Here is a 17048-nt window from a genome sequence, read left to right as displayed (position 1 = left end):
ACATGTGTTTATATATCCGACTATTAACAGAGAGAATATTATGAGCGTTGTGCCTGTAGCCGACGTACTCCAGGGCCGCGTAGCCGTTGACAGCGAAGTCACCGTGCGCGGATGGGTGCGTACCCGCCGAGATTCAAAAGCTGGCATCTCCTTCCTCGCCGTTTATGACGGTTCCTGCTTTGATCCTGTACAGGCCGTCATCAATAATTCTCTGCCCAATTACAATCAGGACGTACTGCGCCTGACGACGGGTTGTTCAGTTATCGTAACGGGTAAAGTCGTTGCATCACCTGGACAAGGACAGAGCTTTGAAATTCAGGCCACTGAGGTTGAAGTAGCCGGCTGGGTTGAAGATCCTGATACCTATCCAATGGCGGCTAAGCGTCACAGCATTGAGTATCTGCGTGAAGTGGCGCACATGCGCCCACGTACCAACATGATTGGTGCCGTCGCGCGTGTACGTCATACGCTGGCGCAAGCGCTGCATCGCTTCTTCCACGAGCAGGGTTTCTTTTGGGTATCGACTCCGCTGATCACCGCTTCCGATACGGAAGGTGCCGGTGAAATGTTCCGCGTGTCTACGCTGGATCTGGAAAACCTGCCGCGTAACGATCAGGGCAAAGTCGATTTCGACAAAGACTTCTTTGGTAAAGAAGCTTTCCTGACCGTTTCCGGTCAGCTGAACGGCGAAACCTACGCCTGTGCTCTGTCCAAAATTTATACCTTTGGCCCGACGTTCCGTGCAGAAAACTCTAATACCAGTCGTCACCTGGCAGAGTTCTGGATGCTGGAACCGGAAGTGGCTTTCGCCGACCTGAACGATGTTGCAGGCCTGGCTGAAGCGATGCTGAAGTACGCGTTCAAAGCCGTACTGGCTGAGCGTGCGGATGATATGAAATTCTTCGCCGAACGTGTCGACAAAGACGCGATTTCACGCCTGGAACGTTTCATTGAGGCTGACTTCGCGCAGGTGGATTACACCGACGCGGTAAGCATTCTGGAAAAATGCGGCAAACAGTTCGAAAACCCGGTTTACTGGGGTGTGGATCTCTCTTCTGAGCACGAACGTTATCTTGCTGAAGAGCACTTTAAAGCGCCGGTCGTCGTTAAAAACTACCCGAAAGATATCAAAGCGTTTTATATGCGCCTCAACGAAGACGGTAAAACCGTTGCAGCAATGGACGTCCTGGCTCCGGGAATCGGTGAAATCATCGGTGGTTCTCAGCGTGAAGAGCGTCTGGACGTACTGGATGCCCGTATGCTGGAAATGGGTCTGAACAAAGAAGATTACTGGTGGTATCGCGACCTGCGTCGCTACGGTACCGTTCCACATTCCGGCTTCGGTTTGGGCTTTGAGCGTTTGATCGCTTACGTGACCGGCGTGCAGAACGTCCGTGACGTTATTCCGTTCCCGCGTACCCCGCGTAACGCCACGTTCTAACCCTGCATTTTTAATACAAAAGCCAGCATTGCTGGCTTTTTTTGTCACCGCTTCACGTTTTGGGATCCCCCTCCCGCGTTTAACACAACCCTTCGCCTTCCCCCTTCCTGTTACGTAATATTTCACCGCAATATATTTGAACAAAAAATAATCAGCGTTTTTATTGTGGATTAGCATTTTCTGATTAAATAGTACATTTTCTGACCATTTGCACGGCATTCCAGACGTCCAGAAATAGCTATCTGTAAACCATGAACTTTATGGCAGAACAGAGAAAAAAGGAGTTTATCTAAATTAAATATAAGAAAATCATATAAATAGAAATAGAAGTGGTGATTTTTAGCGCACGGACATCTGAAATTTGAAGTTGTTCACAAAGTTGCACAAAAATAACATTTTGTTACACACTTTTTCTTTTTGAAACCAAATCTTTATATTTGTAGCACTTTGACGGTAGCGAAACGATAGTTTGAATGGAAAGATGCCTGTCAGACACATAAAGACACCAAACTCTCATCAATAGTTCCGTAAATTTTTATTGACGGAAATTATTGGCGGCAGTGGCAGGTGTCATATAAAAACCGATGAGGGTAATAAATAATGATGAAGCGCAATATTCTGGCAGTGGTTATCCCTGCTCTGCTGGTAGCCGGGGCAGCTAACGCTGCAGAAATCTATAACAAAGATGGCAACAAAGTAGACCTGTACGGTAAAGCAGTAGGTCTGCACTATTTTTCCAAGCACAACGGTGACAATGCCTACGCACCTAATGGCGATCAGACTTACGCCCGTCTTGGTTTCAAAGGGGAAACTCAGATTAACGACCAACTGACCGGTTACGGCCAGTGGGAATACCAGTTCAGCGGCAATAACTCTGAAGGCGGTGATGATGCTCAGAATGGCAACAAAACCCGTCTGGCGTTTGCCGGTCTGAAATTCGGTGATGCAGGCTCCTTCGATTACGGTCGTAACTACGGCGTCGTTTACGATGCACTGGGTTACACCGATATGCTGCCAGAATTCGGTGGTGACACTGCTGCTTCCGACCAGTTCTTCTCCCAGCGTAACGGCGGTCTCGCAACTTACCGTAACTCTAACTTCTTCGGTTTGGTTGAAGGCCTGAACTTCGCTGTTCAGTACCTGGGCAAAAACGAGCGTGATGACGCACGTCGCTCTAACGGTGACGGCGTTGGCGGTTCCGTAAGCTACGAAATGGATGGTTTCGGTATCGTAGGTGCTTACGGTGCAGCTGACCGTACCAACGCGCAAGAGCAACTGACCTATGGTCGCGGCGCGAAAGCTGAGCAGTGGGCGACCGGCGTGAAATACGATGCTAACAACATCTACCTGGCGGCGAACTACAGCGAAACCCGTAACGCAACCCGTATCTCTAACGGTTATGCTAACAAAACTGAAGACGTCCTGTTGGTTGCTCAGTACCAGTTCGACTTCGGCCTGCGTCCGTCCCTCGCCTATACCAAATCTAAAGGTAAGGACATCGAAGGAATCGGCGACGTAGATCTGGTGAACTACTTCGAAGTGGGTGCGACTTACTACTTCAACAAAAACATGTCCACCTATGTTGATTACATCATCAACCAGATCGATTCTGACAACAAACTGGGCGTAGGCTCTGACGACACCGTTGCAGTGGGTATCGTTTACCAGTTCTAATAGCAGACCTCTTTGTTAAATGCCTTAAAAACAGGACTTCGGTCCTGTTTTTTTATCTCTGCTAGCGGATTCTTGCGTCTTAAAAAAACACCTCGGCTTTTCGTCAGTAACGGTTGGCATTTTGTAAATCTACCGTTAACCTGATAGCGGACTTCCCTTCTGTAATCACTATGGAACCTCGTCATGTTTGAGAACATTACTGCCGCTCCTGCCGACCCCATTTTGGGTCTGGCTGATTTGTTTCGTGCCGATGACCGCCCAGGAAAAATAAACCTTGGGATCGGTGTATATAAAGATGAGACAGGCAAAACGCCGGTACTGACCAGCGTTAAAAAAGCCGAGCAATATATACTGGAAAATGAAACCACCAAAAATTACCTTGGCATCGACGGTATTCCAGAGTTTGGTCGCTGCACTCAGGAATTACTGTTTGGTAAAGAAAGTTCGCTTATCAACGACAAACGTGCGCGTACAGCACAGACCCCTGGCGGCACTGGCGCACTGCGTGTGGCCGCTGATTTCCTGGCAAAAAACACCTCAGCTAAACGCGTATGGGTGAGCAATCCAAGCTGGCCAAACCATAAGAGCGTCTTTAACTCTGCCGGTCTGGAAGTTCGTGAATACAACTATTACGATGCCGCGAACCACTCATTAGACTTTGATGCGCTGCTGGCAAGCCTCAGCGAAGCGCAGGCTGGCGACGTGGTGTTATTCCACGGCTGCTGCCATAACCCAACCGGTATCGATCCTACGCTGGAGCAGTGGCAAACGCTGGCTCAGCTTTCTGTCGAAAAAGGTTGGTTGCCGCTGTTTGACTTCGCATACCAGGGCTTTGCCCGCGGTCTGGAAGAAGATGCAGAAGGTCTGCGCGCATTCGCTGCGCTGCACAAAGAGCTGATCGTCGCCAGCTCCTACTCCAAGAACTTTGGTCTGTACAATGAGCGCGTAGGCGCCTGTACGCTGGTTGCAGCCGATGCTGAAACCGTCGACCGCGCGTTTAGCCAGATGAAATCCGTCATTCGTGCCAACTATTCCAACCCACCAGCACACGGTGCATCGGTTGTAGCAACCATCCTGAGCAACGATGCCCTGCGCGCTATCTGGGAGCAGGAACTGACTGATATGCGTCAACGCATCCAACGCATGCGTTTGCTGTTTGTGAATACGCTGCAAGAGAAAGGTGCGAACCGCGATTTCAGCTTTATCATCAAACAGAACGGCATGTTCTCATTCAGCGGCCTGACCAAAGAGCAGGTTCTGCGTCTGCGTGAAGAGTTTGGTGTCTATGCCGTCGCTTCCGGACGTGTGAACGTAGCAGGAATGACGCCAGATAACATGGCGCCGCTGTGCGAAGCGATTGTCGCAGTACTGTAATCTATCGCGTACTAAAAAGGCCGCAATAGCGGCCTTTTTCATTTATCTGCGGTGTTACCAGACTGGCATTTCATCCTGCAGGAACGGATTATGTAGCCGTTCGTTGCCCAACGTCGAAAGTGGGCCGTGACCCGGAATAAACGTCACGTCATCGCCCAACGGCAACAGTTTACGTTTAATCGAATCAATCAATTGACTATGATCTCCGCGAGGAAAATCGCTGCGCCCTACGCCGCCTTTGAAAATCACGTCACCAGAAATCAGTAGCTTTGATTGTTCATCAAAGAAGACCACATGTCCCGGCGTGTGACCCGGGCAATGCAGTACCTGCAACGTCACGTTACCCACGCTTACCCGGTCGCCTTCATTCAACCAGCGATCGGGCGTCAGCGGCTCACAATCGCCCAGGCCAAACATGCGACTCTGAGCAGGAAGTCCTTGTAACCAGAACTCATCTTCTTTTTCCGGACCAATAACCGGTACACCATAATGCTGTGCCAGTTCAGCCGCCGCACCTACGTGATCAAGATGACCATGGGTGAGCAGGATCTGCATTAGCGTCAGGCCACTGGCATCGACTTCCTGTTTGATTTTCTCAGCATCGCCGCCGGGATCGACCAGCGCAGCCAGACGGGTTTGCTCACACCAGATTAACGAGCAGTTCTGGGCGAATGCAGTGACCGGAATAATACGATAGTTCATACGGCTCCTGTTTCATTAAGCTTATGGATCACCAATGACGCGCCGGTCCGGTGTCAATATGCACAAAGTTACTGCGTGGGTAGTATCCTACACCACCTGCGCGCATAGATAACGCAGCTTTGCGAATATTACTTAATGCGATGCCTTCAATATGGAAATCCATGGCCTGCCCTTTCGTGTGGTAGCTTTTCTTTGCCACACCGCGGCTGTGCGCACGTAATTCATTATTGGTATCAATAGAGCGGTAACCAGAAATAAGCTGTACGGGTTTACGCGTGCCCAGCAGGCCCTGCAGACGGAAGAGTTGATCGAACAATCCCGGATCGATGGATTTCACTTTATTCGCACGAAAATCACGGAAAAAGTGATTAAGTTTAGCTAATTCGTCCTGAATATAGCCCCTGCCATCAAAAAACTCTGCTTTTATTGACTCACCGGTATGCAGGTTATTCAGAGTCAAAATGCGCGGACGTGGGGTAGAGAGTGTAGCAAACGCAGGCGTAGGCAGGATGGCAGCGCCGAGGGCAATACCACCAAGCGCCAGCAGTTTGCGGCGATTAGCGTCAAATTTGTCCATGGTTTTAAGGTCTACAAGGTCAATGTTATCGTATGTATGCTCTAGCGCACGCGGGAAACCTTATCTGGCTAAGTAGTCCACGTCAAGGCTCCCAACCCCAGGAAATACGGGGCTTGCAGCCATTTCGCCCCGTTTCCAGCATAACTTACGACAATTATTTTCCTCGAACTGCTTCATTTATCTGATTAATTGTTCAGCTTTTGACACAATTTGTGCACTGGATCGCGCTGTCTGATCGTAATTGTAAATATCTGTACGATACTGCGTGCGACCATCCGGGCCAACAAATGCGGTCAGATAGTAGAGGTTGACGGGGATATTCTGGCGAATATTCACGTACCTTGTATCCCCTTGCTTCAGGGCATCCGAGATGCGCGTATCATTCCACCCCGCATCCTGTAGCAGCATATTCGCCAGCTCAGATGCCTTGTTCACGCGCACGCAACCGGAGCTTAACGCCCGCGAATCCTTCTGGAACAGAGTGTGGTTCGGCGTATCGTGCAGATAAATAGCATCCGAACTCGGCATATTGAATTTATAGCGTCCGAGCGAGTTACGCGCTCCCGGAGCCTGCTGGAAGCGGAACGGCAGATTGGAGGCGGTGATGGTGGCCCAGTCAACCTGCCACGGATCTATCGTCTCTTTGCTGTTCCAGCCGCGCATTACGGTATAGCCGTGACGCTCAAGATACCCCGGATCATTCCAAACCTTAGGCAGAATATCCTTCCGGGCCAGCGTCGGCGGCACGTTCCACGGCGGGTTAACGACCACGTTATTCAGCGCACTGCTCATCATCGGCGTTTTACGATCGGGACGTCCGACGATAACGCGCGAGGCCAGCACCTGATTGCCGTTTTGATAATACACCAGCGAGTAGGCAGGAATATTCACCATAATACCGGTAGACAGCGTACCCGGCAGCAGGCGCAAGCGCTGAATATTTAACGCCAGTACGCCCGCACGTTGAGCGGGCGTCACGTTCAGCCAGTCACGCGTGGCAGGGCCAATCGCGCCATCGGCCCCAAGCCCCTGCCACGTCTGAAACCGCTTAACCGCGTCAACAAGTTCACGATCGTAAGCGCTACGGCCTTCTTTGGCAGCCGTACTGACAACAGACTCCAGCATCCCGGTACGGCGCAAAATTTCACGCAGCGCAGGGATGTCGTTACTCCACTCCCCCGGACGCAGCGTCGCGGTACTGGTCAGTTGCGGCCAGGGCCGCGTATCACCCACCAGTTTGAGCAGCGATTCATGCATTGCTGCGTACTGCGGATGTTGCGGTGCCAGGCTGGCGACAAACGAAGTCAGTTGACCGTTATCCAGCGCGACTTGCCATTGGTTGATCACGGAAATCGGCGGCGTCGTCAGCGCATAGGGCTTATCGCTATAGAGCCAGCGATTACCTTTGACGGGGATGTTGGCAATAAAGTGCAGATACCCCATCATCGCATCTGAGAGCACGATATCTCGCGCCTGACCGGTTACTGCCGGGTCAGTCAGTAGAGCAACCCAGGTGGTGAACTGCGGCTGAAAGCCGGCAATCGCCACTTCAGCTAACTGTTGCTGAAAGGCTTTTACCGCATCACGATTTTCCCACATCGGTTTCATTTCGCGTGCGGCATACAGCAGTTCCAGTTGGCTCATATAAACCGGTGTGAAGCCCGCTGGAAGTTGAGATTGTAATTCGGCGCGGGCTTTATCAACTGACACGCCCTCGGGCAGTGGTTGGATACCTGCCATGATAGCCGTCGCGGAAGATTGAGCCTGCGGCTGCGATAACGCTGTTGGCTGTTCACTGACGGTCGCTGAGCTATCGCCAGGGATCATTTCAGGCTCATCGGCCTGCGCATTGAACAGTGGAGCGAATGTTACGGCCAGGCACAAACTAATTGCCGACAGCCGACGACCACACATTTTATTAAGCAACATCCCTTGCCCCCTGTTTTTTTATCATACTTTGAGTAGCCAGGCCGTATGTCTTCCCCTTATTTTGGCGGGGCCGAACCTGTAAAACGCCAATACAAGCTGAAGTATGACGAGCAAGCCTGTGACGCGTTAGGCTTACCTTTAGTATATAAACATGAAAAAATTTTTGCCTAACCTAATGTAAAGAAGTTTAAAGAAATTACACCAGTTATTGAGAATTTCCGGAAAAAATGAAGGCGGCCATTTAGCCGCCTTTTATTTAGCTTGCCTGCGAGGAGGCATCTTCGGTGCCAGGCAGCGGCTCAGGTAACTGAGGCGCAAACCCGCGCAGACCGACCACGTGAACGTGTTCGGTGTTCTGGAAGACTTTACGCACCAGTTTGTAGGTGGTGCCTTTCTCCGGGCTAATGTTTTCTGGGGCTGCGATAATCAGCTGCATTTGCAGACGCTCGCACAGTTCAAACAGAGTCGCGATAGAGCGTGCATCAAGTCGCGCAGCTTCATCAAGGAACAGCAGACGGCAAGGAGAAATATCTTTCCCGCGCAGTCTACGCCCTTCGTCTTCCCAGCTTTGCACAACCATCACCAGAATAGACATCCCGGTCCCGATCGCTTCACCCGTTGACAGCGCGCCAGATTCAGCACGCAGCCAGCCGTCAGAGCCACGGTTAACTTCAACTTCCATTTCCAGATAGTTACGGTAATCCAGCAGTTCTTCACCAATGGTTTGCGGCGTACGTTGCCCCATATCAATCTGCGGATTCAGACGCTGATACAACTTCGCCAGCGCTTCAGAGAAGGTCAGACGATTGCTGTTAAACAGATCCTGGTGCTGCTCATGCTGTTCGGAAAGTACGTCCAGCAAGGTAGCATGCGTCTCGCGTACGTTGACGTTCAGACGAACGCTGTTTACCTGGCCAAACGACACGCTTTGCAGCCCCTGGTTCAGCATGCGAATACGGTTCTGTTCGCGCTGAATGGTCTTACGAATGATATTCGCCACGCTGCGAGAGCTGATCGCCAGTTTCTGTTCGCGGGACGTTAATTCTTCCGTCAGACGGCTCAGCTCAATCTCCATCTGTTCGATCGCTTCAACCGGATCGTCGGTACGGATAATATCCTGGCGAATACGCTCACGCAGATGCTGATAAACCGCGACAAAGAACTGAATTTTACGCTCTGGACGTTTTGGATCTTCAGACATGCGCAGTACATCACGCAGGTGTTCGTTATCCGCAACCGCCAGGCGCAGCGCACCAAGCGCCTTATCCGACATCGAGCGCAGTTCATCACCGGAAAGATACGCCAGCTCACGACGGTGCAGGCGGCGTTCAACGCCGTTATCTTTCACCATCCGCATCACCGCACACCATCCGGCTTTCGCGGTAACCACCTGCTCGCGCATCTCAAAATAATCACGTTCCAGCTTGCGCAGCCTGCGGGTCAGGTTTTCCATCTCCGCTTCGCAGAAGGTCAGCGCTTTTTCCAGTTGGTTACGGCGCGCACGGTTGTTGCTGAGCTGCGCATGCAGTTCATCACGACGAATACGCGCGCGCTCTTCTGCACCGCTGTCCGCACGAACGCCAATATCCTGCAGTTCACGTTGTAAATCGTTAAGCAGCTCTTTTTTGGTGTCATAGGAGCTTTTCAGCGACGCCATGACCTGGTTGTACTGGCTTAACTGTGCAGCGTGACTGCGTAGCGCTTCACGGGCGCGGGTACGTTCAGCTTCCGCCTGTTCCAGGCGCTCACGCAGTTTTTCGTTCAGATCGCTGTTGCCGCTAAGCATTTCAGCAGAGTCGGAATAGCTAAAGTGCGCCCGGCGCTGCACCACTTCGGTCAGGGCAAAAGCTTGCTGACGCGCATCGCGCTGCATCTGCTGGGAATACGCGTAGTCTTCCTTCAGTTGTTCAAACTGCTCAGGGTCATTTTGCAGGACCGAAACAATCGGTTCCAGTTTGGCTAACTGGTTGCCATGTTGCTGTACAAAACGCGCTGCTTCCTGGGCTTCATCCAGGCGCTCACGAATTTCGTCCACGCGATCGGCCAGCGTGTCATCCGCCAGCAGATTCAAACGCGGGAGAAGGCGGTTAAGAGCGGAGACCCCCTCTTTCGCCTGCTCAAACTGCATACGGCTTTGCTGATTATCATTTTCATGATTGGTCAGCGCCCGTTCCAGTTCAACGCGACGGCCATTCAGTTGGCGAATTTCCGCTTCCGGATCGGCTTCAAACGCCACCGACAAATGACTGCCAATGAAACGACTGAACGCCTGATGCAGACGCTGGGTTTTCTGGACGTCAAAGGAGAGCGTTGCGAAACGTTCAGACAGCCCTTCACGCTCGGCATGCAGGGTTTCGATACGGCTTTCGCGCGCTGCACGGCCAAAAATCGGCACCGTCGGGAAGCGGGAATAACGCCACTGACGCTCGGCGGTTTTCACCACTACTGCTTTTTCCAGCTCATCAACGCTGAAAACGCTGTCATCAAACGACTGCGGATCCCCTTCGATGAAATAGAGATCTTCCGGACAATCCGTCAGCCCATCAAGCTGCTCGGTAATCAGCGACAGATCCGGCACCACGATGGCATGACGCGAAGGACCGTACAGCGCAGAGAAGTACGGCGCATCTTCAAGGCTAACGTCGTCATAGATTTCTGACAGCAGAACGCCACCGAAGCGCTCCGCCAGCGCGTTCAGACGCTGATCTTCCGCCCCGCCCGGCTGACTTAAACGTTCGATCTCTTCATCAACTGCATTTTTGCGCGCACCGACTTCATCACGCTCAACAATGGCTTCACGCTCGCGCTCCAGCAGTTGTTGCAGATACTCGGTCACGTCCTGGCTTGAGGTAAACTCTTCGCCACACTGCTCGCTAAGCTGATTCAGGCTATTCTGCGCGGCCAGCCAGACAGGCGCACGTTTCATCAGATGCTGGATACGAGACTGCAGCTGTTCCTGCTCCTGACGCAACGTCATACGCTGTTCGCTGGCAGAAGAGACGCTGTCCGACAAGGCGGCGATACGTTCTTCCAGCTCCTGGTGCAGCGCTTCCAGCTCATCGATATCGAACTGTTTACCCTGACGCTTGCAGAATTCAGCCAGCAGACGTTCGGCGTCTTGCTGTTCGCGCAGACGCTGCTCCAGTTCGCTGAGTCGCATACGCAACGGCTGAACCTGTTCCGCCAGGTGGCGCTGTTCAACGCCTTCCCGCAGCAGTTCACGCGCCACGCTCCAGGCTTCACCACGCGCCAGCGGGCCATTGATAGCCGCCACCAGCTGATAAGCCTGTTCGAACTGGCTGTGCGCGGTTTGCGCCACGCTCATTTTTTGTTCCAGCGTCAGCAGTTTTTCAGTGGCTTCCTGCTCTTTAGCCTGGAAGGTTTCCAGCCATTCAGCAGCGCTGTCGGCGGTCAGATCCGGTAAGTGACAGAGCTCTTTCGCCCGATTCAGCGCCTGGATCGCCTGGGTATACTGGATGGCTCGCGTTTGCTGGACGTCCAGCGCTTGCTGATAATCGGCAAGCTGGCTTTTCAGCTCATCCACTTCCAGTTCCGCGGCTTCTGCGCGGGCTTCGTTTTCATCCTGGCGGTCAACGGCTTCCGCGACCACCTCATTTTGTTCTTCGAGACGGACCTGCAGTTCTTCAAGATCCGCTTCGTAGCGTTCAATTTTTTCCTGCTGACGCAGCGCGGTTTGCACCAGATTCAGGTGATCGCTCGCGGCCTGGTAATCAGCCTCCAGATCGCCTTCCGCGCCGTTATGCTCGCCCAGTTCGCGCGCCATATCCACGTGCTTATACTGCTCCGCGGCCAGCTGCTTGCGTGAAGTATGCAGCTCACGACGATATTCCAGCGCTTTATCAAGATGGATACGACGTTCGTTGGCGTGACGCATATAATCCGCGGCCACATAGTTGGTCGCTTCGCTGATCAAATGCTTAAACAGATCGCGGTCAGACTGAGTTACGCGAATCGCTTCCAGCGTCATGCGGTTTTCACGCAGCGCAGCTTCCATATCCTGGAAGGCTTTACGTACGCCGCTGTTTTCCGGCAGCAGGTAGTCACGCAGTGAACGGGTAATGGCACTGGAGATCCCACCGTACAGCGAGGCTTCAATCAGACGATAGAATTTACTACGGTCAGACGCGGAACGCAGACGACGGGCGATGATGCCCAGATCGAACATCAGTGAGTGATAATCGGTGATTGAGTTGAACTGTTTAAACTGCACGCCTTCCATCTCATCAAGCTTCTCTTTCAGCTCAGAGAGGGACAGCACGCGCGCCTGGCGTTCATTCAGCGTTTCCGTCACCAGTTGGGTTGGCTGCACCGACATCGGCAGTCCCTGAATGGCAAACGGTTTGATATCCACTTTACGATCGCGACCGGCAACCTGTTGCAGACGCACCCCCACGACCACGCGCTGATGGCGCGAGTTGAGGACGTCGAGCATTGAGTAACAGACGCCCGCTTTCAACTTACCGTGCAGGCCCTTATCACGTGAACCACTGGTTGCACCGGCTTCGGTGGTGTTACGGAAATGCAGCAGGGTTAAGTCCGGGATGAGCGCTGTAACAAATGCCGCCATGGTGGTGGACTTACCCGCACCGTTACCGCCGGACAGCGTGGTAACCAGTTCATCAAGGTCGAATGTACGGGCAAAAAAACCATTCCAGTTAATCAGCGTAAGTGAGCGAAATTTACCGCGTTCAATCATTATTCTTCTTCTCCACTGTCCGGCTGATTCTCTTCGGGCTCATCGTTGAGCTGCAGGCGGTTCTCGACCGGCATCGCTTCGCCATCACGAATTAAGCGACGCTGCGCTTCGCGCGGATCGTCACCGCTGCGCACGTCCGCGCCAAAGCGGAAGACTGATTCCGTAATACGGAATTTGCTGCTGTCGTGACCCATAAACCACACCATGCCTAAACGGCGCAGACGGTTTAGCGAAGAACGAACTTTTTCCTGTAGCTTCTGGCGATCAACATCCGAACCGGTTGAACGATTGTTCACCAGTTTCAGCAGCTTCGCTTCATCAGCCAGCGTTAGCAGCTCGTCGTACAACTCTTGCTGGGTAAAAATCCCTTCATTCGCCAGGCGTTCCGGGCTGAGATAGAGATAGCAAAGAATTTTACCGACCATCATGTCCAGTTCAGACAGGACCGAACGGGGAATGAGCGTCGTTGAACGCGGGCGAAGGTAGAAGAACCCTTCCGGCGCACGGATCAATTCCACGTTATAGCGGCTGTAAAACTCTTCAAAATATTCCTGAAAATCCATCAGGAAGGCATGATTATCCAGTTCATCCAGACCGATATGGCGGCCCGAACGTAAGGCGCTGTCCAGCGCCGGAAATAACGGATTCGCCAGCGCCTGCGCCAGCTTTACCGGCATCACTTGTTCAATATTTGTCAATGACATGCGCCTGTACCTTGGCTCCGTAATCATTAATCGGCTGCCATTTGGCTGGCAGTCCGGTGAAGTCTGCTTGCGCTACGCCAAGGCGTACCGCCTGATCGATAACTATGCGCGCGACGTCGAAATGACGCGCACGTGGGTATTGCGCCAGATACTCGCGCACGACCAAACCGAGATCCAGTGGTGTTTGTCTGGATTTGTAGATAGCTAGCTGTTCTTCGATGATCGCCGCCAACTGTTCACGGATCTCGTTAAATTCTTCATATTCCAGATCTTCCGGAAGCTCGCCGGTGACCTCTTCGTCACGCAGCACCATCTCTTCGTCACGCATATCCAGCAGACGATCGGCGTTGGCATAGGTTAGCGCCCACGGATCGTCAAAGTATGTCTGCACGGACTGGCGCAAACGCTGGGCAAAGACGCGGTTTTTATCCATATCGATCGCGGTACGGATAAACTTATGCACGTGACGATCGTAGCCGATCCATAAATCAATGGACTGCTGACCCCAACTGATAATGCGGTCGAGCTTACTTTGTAAGTCAAACACCAACCGATCGACGAAATGCAAATCGTCATGCGTCATCGTGGCGTCCTGGATGTGTAACAGGTGAGCCTGTAGCTTATCCCCCGCCGCTTCCAGCGTATCCTGCAGTTCACGCAGCGTACCAGACGTTTCAGAGAGCAGCAGTTCACAGCTGGAGATCGCCGCCCGCCAGTCTTTATTAAGCAACTGTGCGATGTCGTCTTTTACCTGCTGCTGCTGTTCATCCATGATGCGCTGGGTCAGATCGATACTGTCAAAAATCTCCGCCACCGAGTATTTCAATGGCGCGTAGACGTTACGATGCCAGTGGAACTCATCGCCACCTTCCGCTGCCGCATCCGCCGCACGCTTTAGTTCACCTGCAACAATCGACAGCTGCATTGAAAGACGCAGCGTAGAGAATTCGCGCTGACGAATGTAGTAATCCGTGATGCCAATTCCCAATGGCGTTAAACGATATATAGCGTTGCCTTCCGCCTGCTCGCTGGTAAAGCGGTTCAGCAGACGTTGACGCACCATATCGTTGATCGCGTTGTTGGCGCGTACGCCGATGGTTTCGCTGGTTTGCTCAAACGCATCACTCACATGGCGGAACGCATCCACCAGCTCACCTTCACTCATCTCGCCGTCAAGTCGCTCACCGTTCAGGGTCGCGACCGCCAGCAGGAACGAAAGTCTGTCTACCGGCAGAGAGATGGAGAAGTCATTTTTTCTGGCCCAGGCAACCAGTTCGGGGACTGTCTGGGAAAATTCACTCATAAATTATCCTTGCATCTGCGGCTCGGGCCGAACTTTTAATCGCGGTGACATGAATATAGCGCCCAAGGCTGATATACGGTTCCTGGCGGCAATAGCGCGTTTCTAACTCAAGTAACATTTCAAAGTCGTCATGCTGTTTATGTTTATCTCGCAGATAATCATGAAACACACGGACGCCCGTTTTACCGGTTATCTGCCAACCGATCTCGTCCAGCCACTGGTAGACCTGCCCCGGATCGCGCGGGTAGTCCGGTGAAAGCGTGCGCTTTTTACGTTTCGGCATCCCCACCTGCACATAGTCAAAGTTCCCTGCGACCATGTTATGCATCAACAGACCGTTAGCATTGTAGAACATTAACGACAGCGCGCCGCCTGAACGCAATACTGACCACAGAGTCTGCAACACGTTGACCGGATCTGTCACCCACTCCAGCACAGCATGAAACAATATCAGATCAACCGGGCTTTCCAAATGCGAAGCAACATCCTGAGCGGCGCATTGTATAAAATGCATGTTCCCGCTCACACCTTTTGCCTCTGCCGCCTGTTGCGCTCGGGCGATCATCTCGCCAGACAGATCGCATAATGTGACGAAATGTCCTCGTTCCGCCATTTTGATGGCCGTTTGCCCTTCACCACCACCGGCATCCAGAATGTGCAGTTTTTGCTCACCGAACGTTTCCAGTAATCGATCCAGATCCTGCCAAAGGATAGCCTGTCTTAATTGACCTTTGGTGGTGCCGTAAATGTTACGGGAAAACTTCTCTGCAATGTCATCAAAATTGCGATCCCGCATCGGGCTCTCCGCATACTGGCTTTAGGGTGACTAAGTAAAACCGCTATTTTGTCACACCCACGCCGAGAATGAACCTTCCTGGTGTAATATCCCTGCAGATCCCCTGCTGTATGGTTAAAAAAGGAACCAAAAAGGATGCTTTTTACGCTGAAGAAAGTGATTGGCGGTATGATGCTGCCGCTGCCACTGATGCTAATTATGATGGGTATTGGCCTGGCGCTGGTCTGGTTCAGTCGCTTTCAAAAAACAGGGAAAGTGTGTATTAGCCTGAGTTGGCTGGCACTGTTACTCCTTAGTTTACAGCCCGTCGCCGACAGACTGTTGAAACCGATTGAGGACAGTTATCCAACGTGGCAAGGTTCGCAAAAAGTAGAATATATTGTGGTGCTGGGCGGAGGGTATACCTGGAATCCGCAGTGGGCGCCGAGTTCAAATCTGATCAGCAACAGCCTTCCACGTCTGAATGAAGGTATTCGCCTATGGCGCGCAAACCCGGGATCGAAGCTCATCTTTACCGGCGCTGCTGCAAAGACGAATAACGTCAGTACCGCAGAAGCTGGCGCCCGCGTAGCGCAGTCGCTGGGGGTGCCAGCCGATGAAATCATCACCCTGGATCACCCCACAGATACCGAAGAAGAAGCCGCAGCGGTAAAGAAAGCCATCGGCAATGCGCCGTTCCTGCTGGTAACCTCTGCCTCCCACTTACCGCGGGCGATGATCTTCTTCCAGCAGGCCGGCTTGCATCCGCTGCCAGCGCCAGCCAATCAGTTAGCAATTGATTCACCGCTTAATCCGTGGGAGCGCGCTATACCTTCACCCGTCTGGTTGATGCACAGCGATCGCGTTGGTTACGAAACCCTGGGACGCATCTGGCAGTGGCTGAAAGGATCGGAACATTGACAGGAATGTTGCCTGATAAGATGTTCACATGTTTATCATGCGAGCCACGGCAGCAATGATTTCGTTGCCAGGTCAAAGTTGGAACGATTAAAGCGTCCGGTGTTGACCAATTGCGTCACTTCATCCCATAACACATACAACCAGCGCCGCCAGATGAATGACTCCGCCACTGGCGCGCGCTGCAGGTATTGCCAAAGCAGGCTTTCCGCCAGCGCATTATCCATCAGGCGGAACAGTTCATATTCCCTTGGCGCCCACAGCATCAACCCCGGTCCCACCATAGCCAGAAGCTGATCGCTACGGGCGTCTTTGAGCATGCTACGTAAACTGAAATTACCGTGGATCAGCACGCAGTTATCATTGAATCCTGCAAATAAGGTAGGTAAGCACTCACGGGTGCGAAACAGGATCCGCTTGTCCTGCATCGTTAGCCCGGTATTGTTGAACTGATTTAACGTGGTCCACAGCACCTCAACCCGCTGACGATACCAGGATGGCCAGATATTCTCTTGCGTGTTATCCACCATTCCCACGCAGCCAGCACTATCCTGCCGATGCCATGACAGCAGACCTTCTACGATCTGATCTTTTAAATGTTCCCAGCGTTCGGGCGTTCGGGCAGGCGCTTCCACCGGCACTCCACGTAAACGCTCAAGCAGTAGCACATCAGGACCGGGATGTTCCTCGTGGGTTAAGACTCCATAAATGACGGGCATACGCACCGTACCGCTGCGCGCCAGCATGGAGGTTTTCCATGCCAACTGCTGCGCCATACCCGGCGTGGTGAAACTTCTCGCCATCAGTGGCATCGGATTTCCCTGGCTGTCGTACAGTGACCACAGGGCCGTATCCACTTTTTCATTCACGCATTCTATACGACTGAGTTTTTCACCCAACAGATGACTGAGTTCGGCACGCAACTGTTCCATTT

At 52.5% G+C, this 17048-nt stretch carries 12 protein-coding genes; 4 read left to right on the top strand and 8 right to left on the bottom strand.

Going from position 1 to position 17048, the window contains the following annotated elements; all coding sequences use genetic code 11:
• The first annotated feature begins 40 nt into the window (after nt 1-40).
• The 3 genes from asnS (at nt 41) to aspC (ending at nt 4489) form a co-directional block, all read left to right on the top strand.
• Nucleotides 41-1441, top strand: coding sequence for an asparagine--tRNA ligase (gene asnS / locus KQJ19_RS12365; RefSeq protein ID WP_016152464.1), 1401 nt, complete (start codon nt 41-43; stop codon nt 1439-1441).
• Nucleotides 1442-2041: 600 nt separating this feature from the next.
• Nucleotides 2042-3115 (top strand): porin OmpF, encoded by a 1074-nt coding sequence (gene ompF, locus KQJ19_RS12360; RefSeq protein ID WP_155574100.1) that lies wholly within the window; start codon nt 2042-2044, stop codon nt 3113-3115.
• 183 nt (nt 3116-3298) lie between these two features.
• A complete protein-coding gene (gene aspC, locus KQJ19_RS12355; protein ID WP_016152462.1) occupies nt 3299-4489 on the top strand; it encodes an aspartate transaminase in 1191 nt (396 codons plus the stop codon).
• Between the two features lie 54 nt (nt 4490-4543).
• Here the strand turns inward: aspC and KQJ19_RS12350 are convergent, their stop codons facing one another.
• The 7 genes from KQJ19_RS12350 to cmoM form a co-directional block, all read right to left on the bottom strand.
• Complete coding sequence (locus tag KQJ19_RS12350) at nt 4544-5191, bottom strand: MBL fold metallo-hydrolase (RefSeq protein ID WP_003035823.1); 648 nt, start codon at nt 5189-5191, stop codon at nt 4544-4546.
• Between the two features lie 28 nt (nt 5192-5219).
• On the bottom strand, nt 5220-5768 hold the full coding sequence (locus KQJ19_RS12345; RefSeq protein ID WP_016152461.1) for a YcbK family protein: 549 nt from the start codon (nt 5766-5768) through the stop codon (nt 5220-5222).
• 177 nt (nt 5769-5945) lie between these two features.
• Nucleotides 5946-7697: a L,D-transpeptidase gene (ldtD, locus tag KQJ19_RS12340; RefSeq protein WP_016156125.1), complete on the bottom strand. Its 1752-nt coding sequence runs from the start codon at nt 7695-7697 to the stop codon at nt 5946-5948.
• Between the two features lie 256 nt (nt 7698-7953).
• On the bottom strand, nt 7954-12414 hold the full coding sequence (gene mukB / locus KQJ19_RS12335; protein ID WP_216403702.1) for a chromosome partition protein MukB: 4461 nt from the start codon (nt 12412-12414) through the stop codon (nt 7954-7956).
• Nucleotides 12414-13118: a chromosome partition protein MukE gene (gene mukE / locus KQJ19_RS12330; protein WP_016152457.1), complete on the bottom strand. Its 705-nt coding sequence runs from the start codon at nt 13116-13118 to the stop codon at nt 12414-12416. Before mukE ends, mukB begins: the two co-directional genes overlap by 1 nt.
• Nucleotides 13099-14421, bottom strand: coding sequence for a chromosome partition protein MukF (mukF, locus tag KQJ19_RS12325; RefSeq protein WP_016156123.1), 1323 nt, complete (start codon nt 14419-14421; stop codon nt 13099-13101). The genes mukE and mukF overlap by 20 nt, the downstream gene beginning before the upstream one ends.
• Nucleotides 14414-15217 (bottom strand): tRNA uridine 5-oxyacetic acid(34) methyltransferase CmoM, encoded by an 804-nt coding sequence (gene cmoM, locus KQJ19_RS12320; protein ID WP_047501163.1) that lies wholly within the window; start codon nt 15215-15217, stop codon nt 14414-14416. Before cmoM ends, mukF begins: the two co-directional genes overlap by 8 nt.
• A gap of 135 nt (nt 15218-15352) precedes the next feature.
• Here cmoM and elyC point away from each other — a divergent pair, with 135 nt between their 5' ends.
• Nucleotides 15353-16117, top strand: coding sequence for an envelope biogenesis factor ElyC (gene elyC, locus KQJ19_RS12315; protein WP_216403701.1), 765 nt, complete (start codon nt 15353-15355; stop codon nt 16115-16117).
• A 35-nt stretch (nt 16118-16152) separates the two neighbouring features.
• On the opposite strand, the gene KQJ19_RS12310 is transcribed toward elyC, so the two are convergent.
• Nucleotides 16153-17046 carry a YcbJ family phosphotransferase gene (locus KQJ19_RS12310; protein WP_016152453.1) on the bottom strand — a complete coding sequence of 298 codons (894 nt, stop codon included), beginning with the start codon at nt 17044-17046 and terminating at the stop codon, nt 16153-16155.
• Between the last annotated feature and the right edge of the window lie 2 nt (nt 17047-17048).

Source organism: Citrobacter sp. S46_ASV_140, from assembly GCF_018919545.1.
GTDB lineage: Bacteria > Pseudomonadota > Gammaproteobacteria > Enterobacterales > Enterobacteriaceae > Citrobacter > Citrobacter braakii.
The sequence above is the reverse complement of the archived record's forward strand: the minus strand, read 5'-3'. Positions and strand labels throughout refer to the sequence as shown.